Here is an 11,694-nt window from a genome sequence, read left to right as displayed (position 1 = left end):
ATGGATATGAATCAGCTTCACGACATCACGTTTTATGTGATGTACGCCGCTATCGCGATAGCGATTTTTGTTGCCATCGAGCGAGGTATCTACTTTGCCTATGTACGCCGTCAGGCTCGCGATCTGCAGGCGGCGCTCACCACTTCTGTGCACGGTGAAAAAGACTTGCCCGAGGTGCTGACGCGCAGGCCGGGTCTGCCGCTGGAAATGGTCCTTCCGGTTCTGGCGCAGAAAAGTGCGCAGGGGGCCCGCAGGGACCTGGATGATGTCATCGAAACCCAGTACCTGAGCACCCGTGCACCGCTATCACGAAGCCTGTGGCTCATCGAAACCATTACCACGGCGGCCCCATTGCTGGGGCTTCTGGGTACCATTCTGGGGATCATAGACACGTTCAAGGCTCTGGCCAGCGCCGGTGTGTCGGACCCTGGGCAGATTTCCGCCGGTATCGGGACGGCGCTTTACGCCACAGGCCTGGGCATTGCCATTGCGCTTTTCTGCGTGGTCTTTCACAACTTCTTCCAGAACAGCCTTGAGCGCATCAACGATCAGCTCAAAATCCTGCTGATCCGTGCCTCCAGTGGTGCGCGGGTTCAGGACGAAACGGTGCATCCGGTCACTGCAGCCCCCTTGAACTTCCGGACGGCCTGATCGGCACCCGACGCATGTCTGTGGCGTGCGTCGGTGCAACCGGTCTCTGCGACGAGATTCCCATGGCTTCCCATCTTTCGTTTAGCTGTATGCCTCTGCGCCGGTTCGGTCTGACTGTTGCGTTCTGGTTACTGAGCTCGGTTGCTCATGCCGATTTTGCCATCCAAGGCTTCGAGCTGGTCCATACCGTTCCGGTCGGCACCGATCTGCAGACCCCCGATCTGCGAGCGCCCGGTGAAGTCTGGCGCGAGCTGTTCGATGGCGCCCGGGAGCGCATCGATATCGAACAGTTCTATGTTGCCGATCAAGCGGGCTCAGTCATGGACAAGGTCATTGAAAGTCTTCGGGCCGCCGGGCAGCGTGGGGTGCAGATACGCTTTCTTCTCGAGGAGAAAGGTCTGAAGCTTTCAGATCCGCAAACGCTTGAGCGGTTGCGCACCATTCCAAATCTCACATTGCAGGTTCTGCCTTACGCCAGACTGACCGGTAGCGGCATCATCCACGCCAAGTTTTTTGTCGTGGACGGCCAACAGGCGTTTATAGGCAGTCAAAACTTCGACTGGCGCTCGCTCGAACACATCCATGAGACCGGTCTGCGAATAGATGAGCCGAGTGTAGTGCGGCAGGTGCAGGCCATATTCGATCAGGACTGGCGTGCCCAGGCGGCCCTCGCCGAAGGTAAGCCTGCACCGATACCAGAACCCGCACCCGCTGCCTCGGCGGTCGGCAACTATCTGGTCGCCAGCCCGCAACGCTACAACCCTGCGGGGGTTATCGATTCGCAGGTCGAGCTTCCGCGTCTGCTGGCAGCAGCAAGGCGAGAGGTGCGTGTGCAACTGCTGGACTACGCGCCGTTGTCATACGGGCCGGACAAAGCCCGGCCTTATTACGCGGTGATCGACAACGCTATCCGCAGCGCTGCGGCTCGAGGCGTCTCGATCAAGCTGATGGTTTCGGACTGGAACACCGGCATGCCGGAGGTCGCGTACCTGAAGAGCCTGGCATTGGTGCCGAACGTGCAGGTGCGAGTCGTGACGCTGCCGGTCGCCGCGCAAGGCTTCATCCCTTACGCACGGGTGATCCACAGCAAGACCATGGACATCGATGATCAGGTCGCCTGGGTGGGCACCAGTAACTGGCTCGGCGGCTACCTTGATAACTCGCGAAATCTGGAAGTGGTCATGCACGACAGCAGCATGGCCGGCAGGATAGGCGCGTTGCACCGCCAGCTATGGGACAGCCCTTACGCCAGTCCTCTGGAGATAGGTCGCGACTACCCTGAGCCGCATCCCGGCCAGCCGTGAAGTACATGCAACGAGGGCGGTATGGCAAAAAGCGTCTGGCATTCGCTCAATGAATGGATGCCGGACGCTCAGTCATCAATTCCCTTCCAGCAACGTTCGCAACATCCACGCAGCCTTTTCATGCACCTGCATCCGCTGGGTCAGCAGGTCGGCGGTGGGTTCGTCGCTGACTTTTTCCAGCAGCGGGAACAGACCGCGTGCGGTACGAACCACGGCTTCCTGACCTTCTACCAACTGCCTGATCATCTCTGCTGCATCCGGCACGCCCGGTTCTTCCTTGATCGAAGACAGGCGAGCGTAGGTCGAGTAGGTGCCTGGAGCCGGGAAGCCCAGCGCGCGGATACGTTCTGCAATGGAATCCACTGCGGTGGCCAGTTCGGTGTACTGCTCTTCAAACAGCAAGTGCAGGGTACGGAACATCGGGCCGGTGACGTTCCAGTGGAAATTGTGGGTTTTCAGGTACAGCACATAAGTGTCGGAAAGCAGGTGTGACAGGCCGTCGACAATCTGTTGGCGATCCTGCTCGTTGATGCCGATTTCAATACGCATATCAGTCCTCAAGGGTCGGATGTCTTCAAAAGTGGGTTCATTCTAAAAAGTGCGGATCGTTAGCGGAAATCACCGTTGGCAATGGCAGTCATCTACACAACCTATGAGATGAAGGATTCGTATATCTGTCCATCGGGCGCTAGGTCAGAGCGCCCGGCTGGGCCACAATGGCGCTTTTTCAACTCAAGCCTGCTGCGGCTGTAAAAGGATTCGCGCTGATGACGTTCTCTTTCAAACCCTGGCACCGGCGCCTGGCGCTGGTCCTGCCGCTGGCGGCGATGCTGGTGGCGTGTGACAAGTCCGACAAGCCTGCCACTGCGCCGAAAACGCCTCACACCACGTACGCTCAGGCCAGTTGGGAAGCGCTGCCCGCTGTGTCCGATGCCGATCTGCAGGCCGGTTTCACCTCATGGCGCAGCGCGTGCACCCGTTTGAAAGCCGACGCAGTCTGGGGGCCGACCTGTGCGGCGGCCGCTAGCCTGGAGCCGGTGCCGAGTGTCGAGCAGATCCAGAAGTTTTTGCATGACCAGCTACAGGTCTACAGCCTGCGCGCCGACAGCGGCAGTGCCGACGGTTTGATCACGGGGTATTACGAACCGGTCTATCCCGGCAGCCTGACCCAGACGGCAACAGCGAACGTGCCGGTGTATGGCGTTCCGGATGATTTGATCGTGGTCAATCTGGACAGCATCTATCCCGAGCTGAAGGGCAAGCGCCTGCGCGGTCGTCTGGACGGCCGGGTGCTCAAGCCCTATGACGATGCCGCCACCATCGGTGCCAACGGCCTGAACGCGCCGATCGTGGCCTGGCTGACTGATCCGATGGACCTGCAATTCCTGCAGATCCAGGGTTCGGGCCGCGTACGTCTGGACGATGGCTCGCAAGTGCGTCTGGCTTACGCCGATCAGAACGGACGGCCGTATCGGGCCATCGGCCGCTGGCTGGTGGAGCAGGGCCAGTTGAAAAAGGATGAGGTCACCATGGGCGCCATCTCCGGTTGGGCCAAGGCCAATCCTCAGCGCGTTCCCGAGCTGTTGGCGAGCAACCCCAGTTATGTGTTCTTCGGTCGTAATCCTGACAGCAACGAAGGCCCACGCGGTTCGCTCAATGTGCCGCTGACGGCCGGCTACAGTGTGGCGATCGACCGCAAGGTCATTCCGCTGGGCAGTCTGCTGTGGCTGTCGACCACTCGGCCTGACGGCAGCAGCGTGGTGCGTCCGGTGGCGGCGCAGGACACCGGCGGTGCCATCGCGGGTGAAGTGCGCGCCGACCTGTTCTGGGGAACGGGTGAAGAGGCCGGCAAGCTGGCCGGTGACATGAAGCAGAAGGGCAATATCTGGCTGCTGTGGCCGAAGAACATGCCGTTGCCGGTTACGGAGTGAGGCTTGCCGGATAAACAAACTGGGCGAGGGAGATGCCTGCGCGTTTCGCAATCACCAGAACCGCGTGAGGCTCCCCGCGTCTTCAAGCACCGGACGTCATGAGGGCTTGTCTCTTCAGTGGGTTACAGGCTGTTTGATAGAGGCGGCCGTCGTAACCACCGAAGGCTCTTACGCCCTTCGGACAGAAGCAGGTCGCAGCGCATCTTCAGCAGTCGATGTCTGCTGTGAGGCCGCGCCTGCGTGCTTCAGGATTTGATTCCACCCAGACGGGCATCGATTACAAAATCCAGTGCCCGGGCTGTCGCCACCACTGTGTTGAACGCCGGATGCCGCACGTTGAGCAGGTAGTTGGATTCCCGCGCAATGATCACGCTGGGCACTGCCAGCGCCAGACTGTCATTGGACGCCAGCCAGGCATCTCCGAACGACGCGGTAGCGGGTGGCGCCGGTTCGTCGCGCCAGTCGGGCGGCAGGGTGTCGAGGCGCGCATTGAGGATGTGTTCTTCAGATATCTGTAGCTCAAGCATCGCATAGTGCTGCGCCACCGCTGCGTTGCCCAGATGAACCAGCACTTCCAGCAGCGCCAGTGATTCGCTGCCCGCGCAATACACGCAGGCGTTGCCTTTGCTGTTCCAGCGTCCCCCGTAGAGTTTTGCGCCTTCGCCGTCGAATGCCTGGGCCAGCCACTTGCGCTTGACCAGGCGATAGACAGCGATCAAGCCACGACCCCGTGTTCCAGACGACCGATCAGGTCGAGAACGGCCTGCGCTTCGGCAGACGTGGCGAGCATTTCCAGAGGACGTCGATTGCCGAGGCCCTTGACCGGGTTGGCCAGCCAGAGGCGAGTGGCTTCAGTATCGTCTTCGAACAGATCGAGCGTTGCCTTGTACACCGCCGCGAGGCGAAACAGGCGGTCACTTTCTTCTGGATTGAACTGACGCACCTTCAGCCGACGTTGCAGCGTCGCGGGCGCGATACCCAGATGCTCGGCCAGGGTCGAGCGGTTGAGGTCGGTGTACTGCGCCAGACGCTCGAAAATTTCATAGGGCAATCCCTTGCGCAGCGCCGTGTACAGGCTGTCGCCACGGGGCGGGATGCCCAGCTGTTGCCAGAAATCCTGCTTCTGGACCATTGCCGGATGATAGTCGCGGATGGCGAGAGACATGATTCACCTCTACTATCGAATGATTGTTTGTAAATCTATCATTTGATCATAGGTCCATTCCGTCCGGTTTGACAGGCACCCGGAAAAAAATACAGGCGGTGGGCCAATGCTGACAACGATCAGTTTCAATACGTGACGGCTTATGAAACTCTTCTACTATGACAGCGTGTCACTTCGAGATGTGGCGAGAGTGATGTCTATATGATATCTATCATCACGCACGTCTTGCAGTCAGTTGATCTGTAATCGTTTTAGCCCTGTTGTCGTACCGATGCTATCTGCCTCTGGCAGCCTGATTTTTTGCAGTGAGAACTACGCGATGTCCACTCTTGCGCTATTGATATGCGACGACTCCAACATGGCGCGAAAGCAGTTGATGCGGGCTTTGCCTGCCGACTGGGATGTGTCGGTGACAATGGCGACCCAAGGGCAGGAAGGCCTGGAAGCGATCCGCCAAGGCTTGGGCAAGGTCGTGCTGCTGGACCTGACCATGCCGGTCATGGACGGTTACCAGACTCTGGCAGCGATTCGTGAAGAGCATCTGGACGCCAAGGTCATCGTGGTTTCCGGGGACGTGCAGGACGAGGCCGTACGCCGTGTCATGGAACTGGGCGCGCTGGCTTTTCTGAAAAAGCCGGCCGATCCCGATGAACTCAAAAGCACGCTCGAACGCCTCGGTCTGCTGGGCAAGCCTTCTGCACAGCCTGTCGCTGTTGCCACGCAGCATACGGCGGGGCAGGGCATCATCAGCTTTCAGGATGCGTTCCGCGAAACGGTCAACGTCGCCATGGGCCGGGCTGCCGCATTGCTGGCCAAGGTGCTGGGTGTATTTGTGCAGTTGCCGGTGCCGAACGTGAATATGCTTGAGGTGGGCGAGTTGCATATGGCGCTCGCCGATGCGCACAGTGACCAGCGTCTTACCGCAGTCTGTCAGGGCTACATCGGTGGCGGCATTGCCGGTGAAGCGCTTTTGATCTTTCACGACTCGGAAATCTCCGGCGTGTCAAAGCTGATGGGCGGCAATTCGCCCGACTCGTCCGACATGGAAATGCTGCTGGATCTGTCCACGATTCTGATTGGTGCCTGCCTGAGCGGTATTGCCGAGCAGATCGATATCGCCTTTTCCCAGGGCCATCCGCAATTGCTGGGTGCTCAGGGCGGTATTGATGAACTGATCCGCATCAACAGCCAGCGCTGGAAGAAGACCCTGGCGGTGGAGATCAGTTACAGCGTGGAAGGTCACAACATTCATTTCGATCTGCTGATGCTGTTCACTGAAGACTCGGTCGACCTGCTGACCAAAAAACTTGCCTACCTGATGAGCTGACCCCATGAGCAACGCTATCGAAATCAACGAGCTGCATTGGTTGCTGGCCGTCACGCAAAACATCGACGTCGGCATCGTGGTGCTCGACCTGAACTATCAGGTGTCGGTCTGGAACACTTTCATGGAGAACCGCTCTGGCGTGGTGCCTTACGTGGCCATCGGCAAGACCTTCTTCGAACTGTTTCCCGACGTGAACCAGGCGTGGTTCAGCAAGAAGATCGACAACGTCGTGACTCTGGGCACGCCAGCGTTCACGATCTGGGAGCAGCGGCCTTATCTGGTACGGTTCAAGAACTACCAGCCGATCACCGGGCAGGAAGAATTCATGTACCAGAACACCACGCTGTTCCCGCTGCGCTCGACCACAGGAGAAATCAGCCATGTGTGTCTGGTGATCTACGACGTCACCGACGTGGCGACCAACCGTCATCAACTGCAGGCCGCCAATACCGAGTTGCAGAAGCTGTCGGGTGGTCAGGGTTGAGGCTGCGTTCTTGCCAAAAGGCCTGCGTTGCCCCATGAACGCTGCACCTTGCTCGTGCTAGGATCGCCATTTTTCCGCTGACGCTCAGGGACATCATGCGATCTCAAGCCACTCTCACTGTTTTGCCTGTCGAGCGCCCGCTGGTCGGGCGCGTCAGCCCGCCCGGTTCCAAGTCCATCACCAACCGCGCCCTGTTGCTGGCCGGTCTGGCGAAAGGCACCAGCCGCCTGACCGGCGCGCTGAAAAGTGACGACACCCGCGTGATGTCCGAGGCCCTGCGCCTGATGGGCGTGCAGGTCGACGAGCCGGATGACAGCACCTTCGTGGTCACCAGTTCCGGCCATTGGCAGGCGCCGCAGCAGGCGCTGTTTCTGGGTAATGCCGGGACCGCGACGCGTTTTCTGACCGCTGCACTGGCCAACTTCGAAGGCAACTTCGTGGTCGATGGCGACGAGTACATGCGCAAGCGCCCGATCGGCCCACTGGTCGACGCCTTGCAGCGTATGGGCGTTGAAGTCAGCGCACCGACCGGCTGCCCGCCGGTCGCCATCAAAGGCAAGGGCGGTCTGGCTGCCGGGCGCATCGAGATCGATGGCAATCTGTCCAGCCAGTACGTGTCGGCACTGCTGATGGCCGGTGCCTGCGGCAAAGGGCCTCTGGAAGTCGCCCTGACCGGCAGCGAGATCGGTGCACGTGGTTACGTCGACCTGACCCTGGCGGCGATGCAGGCGTTCGGCGCCGAAGTTCAGGCCGTTGGCGACGCCGCCTGGAAAGTCTCGGCCACCGGCTATCGCGCCACGGATTTCCACATCGAGCCGGACGCGTCCGCGGCGACCTACCTGTGGGCCGCGCAAGCGCTGACCCAGGGCGACATCGATCTGGGTGTCGCCACTGACGCATTCACTCAGCCAGACGCGCTGGCGAGCCACATCATCGCCCGTTTCCCGAACATGCCGGCGGTGATCGACGGCTCTCAGATGCAGGACGCCATCCCGACCCTGGCCGTGCTGGCCGCGTTCAATAATCAGCCGGTGCGTTTTGTCGGCATTGCCAACCTGCGTGTGAAGGAGTGCGACCGCATTTCGGCGCTGTCCCATGGCCTGTGTGCGATTGCGCCAGGTCTGGCGGTCGAGGAGGGGGATGATCTGGTGGTGAACGCCAAGCCGGCACTCGCGGGTACGACGGTCGATGCTTTGATCGACACCCACGCCGACCATCGCATCGCCATGTGTTTCGCGCTGGCGGGGCTGAAGATCGCCGGTATCCGCATTCTGGACCCGGACTGCGTTGGCAAGACGTACCCAGGCTACTGGGACGCGCTGGCCTCGCTGGGCGTCGGCATTCAGCGCTGACAGCTGCGTTGCAGCCGTTCAGTCAGATACCGATGAACGGCTGCATGATGCGCGCAAACAGGCCGTGAAAACGCAGTGGCGAATCGGTAGCGAGCAGGCAGATGCATTCTCCATCGGCGACAGGCTGGTGATGGACGTCACTGTCCAGATCGGCAATGTCGCCTGCCTTGAAATCGCCCATTTCGTCCTGGAAGGAACCTTTGAGTACCATGGTCATTTCACTGCCGCTGTGACTGTGCATCGGCATGCTGACGCCGGGCGCGCTTTTCAGCAGCATGAGAGTGCCCTGCGCGATACCTTCAGCCCGCACACGCTGCACGCCGGGCGCGAGCGTTTTCCACTTCAACTGACTCAGGTACTGGCCGAAATGCGCCTGCAGGCACGCGGGCAGCAAATCGGGGTCTTCATTGGAGGCCAGCAATGGGTTGATCGCCTGGCTCTGCTGCGAAGCAGGTTCGTTCAGACGTTCAAGCATTGCGGCGCGTCCACGCAACGGCACCACGGTGCTGCTGTGCTGCTGCATCAGCACGCCGCCGATCAGTTCTGCCTCCCTCAACCTTGCCCGGCATACCGGACAACGCTCCAGGTGCGCTGCCGTGACCAGCGCGATGCTTTGTGCCAGCGCGCCAGCGGCGTAGCTGATCAGTGTCGAATCATCCGGGTGTCTTAACATATTCATCAGGACTCCTCGATCCGGGAGCGCAGTTTCTGGAAGGCCAGTCGCAGGCAGGACTTGACGGTGCCCAGCGGCATACCGAGACGTTCGGAAATTTCGCGATGGCTGAGCGCCTCGAAATAGGACATGCGTAGCACCTTGGCTTGATCGGTCGGCAGGTTCTGGATGGCCGAGGCCAGTTGTTGCTCCTGACGCTGGCTGTAATCGAGCGTTCGGTCCTGTGGTGCTTCCAGGCGTTCAAGTTGTTCCAGTGAATTCTGTACCTGCACCCAGCCTCGGTCCTTGCGCACGCTGTCGATGTACAGGTTGCGCGCAATCCGGAACAGCCAGGTGCCCAGACTCGCCTTGCTGGGGTCGAACGTATCGGCCTTGTGCCAAAGCCTGAGCAGCACCTCCTGCACCAGTTCTTCGGCCTGACCTTCCGGCACGTTCAACCCGGTCAGGTAACGCAACAGACGCGGCGCGAAGTGATCGTAAATGCGCATGAAGCTGTCGCGGTCCTGCTGGCGGGCCACGGCATTGACTTCGTTGATCCAAAGTCGGGTTATCGGCGAATCGCTGGATGGGGTGGACAAGTGACAGAAGGTCCTGAGACTGGCAGTTATGCTCATGATCCACCTTCTGATCGTTGTTGTCTGGTTTTGGTTCGGAACGCCTTTGTGTTACGCAGGCGCAGCGGGAACGGATCACAGGGGAAAGAAGGTGCGTTGGGCGGATGTTTATCAGGTCTGGCGGGACAGGTCGCGTCAGGTGCCATAAAGGGCGTACCAGGTGACCCTGTCGTTTACGCGCAAGCCTTATACAGGCTGTTCACGCTCTTTCATGAAGGCGTCGCCGACAGTGTCTTCATGCTGGGCGATTCCATGATTGATGGCGACTGTGCCAGCCCCGCCGGCCTTGTCAGGATGAGTGGCCGTTCGGTGCTGGTCATGGCGAATGAATCGGTGGACTAAAGCGCCCGGTAAAGCAGGCTGAACCCCAGCGTCATGGATTCTCCCTGCTGCAACAGCTTCAGCCCCGGATGCCCCGGCATGTGATGGGCGTTGACCGGGTGGCTGACCGGTTCGAAGCAGAAGAAATCCAGCCCCGGCGGGCAGAAAACCAGAAAGTATTCGCTGCCGCTGGCCTCACAGTGCAGTTCGTAGCCCAGGTCGGGCTGGCGGATGATGCTGTGGCCATCCCATTCGGTGAAACCGTTGTCCAGCTTCGCATGGGGCAGGCTGTTGCCGTTGCGAAAATTCCATTCGTCAGGCAGGTCCCGCAATTCAGTGGGCAGGCCTGCTTCGTCGCACAGCCAGACCTGCGAAGCCTTGGCCAGCAGACGTGTGTCTGGCGTGCGCGGCAGATACGGGTGCAGGCCCAGTCCGTGCCAGGCTGCGCGGCTGTCCAGATGAGTGGTGCGCAGTTCGATGTTCAACCGGCCGTCGCGCAGCGTGTAGCGCAGTCGGGCCTGATAGGCGAACGGGATCTGACTGTCGAGTTGCAGGCAAACGTGTGTGTCCGTCTGCTCGATCACGTCCCAGGGCTGTTGCCAGGCGCTGCCGTGAATGGGCAGCGCGTCGTTGGCGCTATTGGGCGACAGAGCAAGCCAGCCATCGGGTGTGTCGAAGCCGCCGTTGCCGATACGGTTGGACCAGGGTGCCAGCGGGTAGAGCGCCAGCTTGCGAGGCGTGCCTGCGGCCAGGGCTTCATCTGAACTGGGGCGCAGCAATGGCTGACCGCTGCTCAGAACCGTCCAGTTGACGAGACTGCCGCCCGTTTCGGGGGCAAGGGTCAGCCGGGTCAGGCCGTCTTCAAGGGTCAGAACGTTCGCGGGCATGGTACGGAGCCTTTTCGGAAGTGACGGATTTCGGCGGTGAAGGCGGTGTGGCGCGACGCCAGGTCAGCAGGACGATACCACTGACCACGATCAACCCACCGATGACCTGGCCGCTGCTGAGCAGTTGATCAAGAATCAACCAGCCAAACAGCAGGCTCGCCACCGGTTCGATGTTCATGACCGGCGCATTGCGGGCGATGTCCAGGCGCGCCATGCAGATGAACAGCAGCGAAAAACCAACGCCATACAGCAGTACCAGACTCGCCAGCGCTGTCCAGCCGATGCGGCTTGTCGGCAGGTCCACGCCGCCGGGCAGCAGGCCGCTGGCACCGGCCACGGCGGCAGCGATGAACACCACAACCATGGTCAGCATGCTGCGCACTGTCCCGCGCATGCTGGACAGCTTGTTGTCGGTGATCCACAGCGCGAAGGCAAACACCACCGCTGCGGTAAAGGCGTAGGCAATGCCTTCCAGCCACTGGGGTTCGCTGCTGCCGGGGTTGGACAGCCGGTGTGGCACGTCAAGTGCCAGCACCAGACCGAACAGGATCAGACCCATCAACGCAGCGGCGCGGCGCGTCGGGGCTGAACCGCCCAGCGCCCAGGTCAGCAGCGCCAGCAGGATCGGTGAGACGTTGACCACCAGCAAGGCCAGTGCGACCGGGATACGTGCCACGGCCGAGTAGATGCAGAAGCTCTGGGTCGCGATCAGCAATCCCAGCAGCAGTTGCCAGCGCCAGGTGCTGGCGGGCAGGTTGAGCCGTTCGCGTTGCAGCAGCACCAGACTGACCAGCACCAGCAGGGTGACACCGGAGCGACACAGAATCGCCAGCAGCAGGCCGGTGTCATGGTCGAAGGCAATGCGTGCGGCAATGTGATTGCCGGCAAAGGAACAAGCCAGCAGCGCCAGTATCAGGACGGCGATGTGGCGGGGGAACAGGGCAGGGGCGGACATGCGGGACCAGCCTCCTTGGCTGGAAAAAGC

Annotated in this window: 13 protein-coding genes; 6 read left to right on the top strand and 7 right to left on the bottom strand. The window is 60.6% G+C overall.

All coding sequences use genetic code 11. The features are described from left to right. Entirely contained in the window at positions 1–651 is a 651-nt protein-coding gene (locus tag JTJ32_RS17025; RefSeq protein WP_210042739.1) for a MotA/TolQ/ExbB proton channel family protein, read from the top strand. A gap of 89 nt (positions 652–740) precedes the next feature. Continuing rightward, complete coding sequence (locus JTJ32_RS17020) at positions 741–1,955, top strand: phospholipase D-like domain-containing protein (RefSeq protein WP_236059353.1); 1,215 nt, start codon at positions 741–743, stop codon at positions 1,953–1,955. A gap of 75 nt (positions 1,956–2,030) precedes the next feature. Here the strand turns inward: JTJ32_RS17020 and JTJ32_RS17015 are convergent, their stop codons facing one another. Beyond that, on the bottom strand, positions 2,031–2,504 hold the full coding sequence (locus JTJ32_RS17015) for a Dps family protein (protein ID WP_004883263.1): 474 nt from the start codon (positions 2,502–2,504) through the stop codon (positions 2,031–2,033). Positions 2,505–2,722: 218 nt separating this feature from the next. Between JTJ32_RS17015 and mltA the strand changes: the two genes are divergently transcribed. After that, positions 2,723–3,886, top strand: coding sequence for a murein transglycosylase A (gene mltA, locus JTJ32_RS17010; protein ID WP_184321622.1), 1,164 nt, complete (start codon positions 2,723–2,725; stop codon positions 3,884–3,886). A 245-nt stretch (positions 3,887–4,131) separates the two neighbouring features. On the opposite strand, the gene JTJ32_RS17005 is transcribed toward mltA, so the two are convergent. Both JTJ32_RS17005 and parS read right to left on the bottom strand, forming a co-directional pair. Next, the gene (locus tag JTJ32_RS17005) at positions 4,132–4,605 is read right to left on the bottom strand and encodes an RES family NAD+ phosphorylase (RefSeq protein WP_184321620.1); all 474 of its coding nucleotides are present in this window, start codon (positions 4,603–4,605) and stop codon (positions 4,132–4,134) included. After that, positions 4,602–5,051, bottom strand: coding sequence for a type II RES/Xre toxin-antitoxin system antitoxin (gene parS, locus JTJ32_RS17000; RefSeq protein WP_099226739.1), 450 nt, complete (start codon positions 5,049–5,051; stop codon positions 4,602–4,604). Before parS ends, JTJ32_RS17005 begins: the two co-directional genes overlap by 4 nt. Before the next feature lie 319 nt (positions 5,052–5,370). On the opposite strand from parS, the gene JTJ32_RS16995 reads away from it, so the two are divergent. From JTJ32_RS16995 to aroA, 3 genes are all read left to right on the top strand, one after another. Further along, positions 5,371–6,378 (top strand): response regulator, encoded by a 1,008-nt coding sequence (locus tag JTJ32_RS16995; RefSeq protein ID WP_184321619.1) that lies wholly within the window; start codon positions 5,371–5,373, stop codon positions 6,376–6,378. A 4-nt stretch (positions 6,379–6,382) separates the two neighbouring features. Next, on the top strand, positions 6,383–6,862 hold the full coding sequence (locus JTJ32_RS16990) for a PAS domain-containing protein (protein WP_210042734.1): 480 nt from the start codon (positions 6,383–6,385) through the stop codon (positions 6,860–6,862). Positions 6,863–6,957: 95 nt separating this feature from the next. Then, positions 6,958–8,214 carry a 3-phosphoshikimate 1-carboxyvinyltransferase gene (gene aroA / locus JTJ32_RS16985; protein WP_210042732.1) on the top strand — a complete coding sequence of 419 codons (1,257 nt, stop codon included), beginning with the start codon at positions 6,958–6,960 and terminating at the stop codon, positions 8,212–8,214. A 22-nt stretch (positions 8,215–8,236) separates the two neighbouring features. Here the strand turns inward: aroA and JTJ32_RS16980 are convergent, their stop codons facing one another. The 4 genes from JTJ32_RS16980 to JTJ32_RS16965 form a co-directional block, all read right to left on the bottom strand. Beyond that, a complete protein-coding gene (locus JTJ32_RS16980) occupies positions 8,237–8,893 on the bottom strand; it encodes a ChrR family anti-sigma-E factor (RefSeq protein ID WP_099226743.1) in 657 nt (218 codons plus the stop codon). Further along, positions 8,893–9,405, bottom strand: a complete 513-nt coding sequence (locus tag JTJ32_RS16975) for a sigma-70 family RNA polymerase sigma factor (RefSeq protein ID WP_025994245.1) — start codon at positions 9,403–9,405, stop codon at positions 8,893–8,895. Before JTJ32_RS16975 ends, JTJ32_RS16980 begins: the two co-directional genes overlap by 1 nt. A 434-nt stretch (positions 9,406–9,839) precedes the next feature. Continuing rightward, positions 9,840–10,709 carry an aldose 1-epimerase gene (locus JTJ32_RS16970; protein WP_210042730.1) on the bottom strand — a complete coding sequence of 290 codons (870 nt, stop codon included), beginning with the start codon at positions 10,707–10,709 and terminating at the stop codon, positions 9,840–9,842. Next, complete coding sequence (locus JTJ32_RS16965; RefSeq protein ID WP_099226745.1) at positions 10,684–11,664, bottom strand: EamA family transporter; 981 nt, start codon at positions 11,662–11,664, stop codon at positions 10,684–10,686. The genes JTJ32_RS16970 and JTJ32_RS16965 overlap by 26 nt, the downstream gene beginning before the upstream one ends. Between the last annotated feature and the right edge of the window lie 30 nt (positions 11,665–11,694).

The sequence above is a fragment of the Pseudomonas alliivorans genome (genome assembly GCF_017826695.1).
Classification (GTDB): Bacteria; Pseudomonadota; Gammaproteobacteria; order Pseudomonadales; family Pseudomonadaceae; genus Aquipseudomonas; species Aquipseudomonas alliivorans.
The sequence above is the reverse complement of the archived record's forward strand: the minus strand, read 5'-3'. Positions and strand labels throughout refer to the sequence as shown.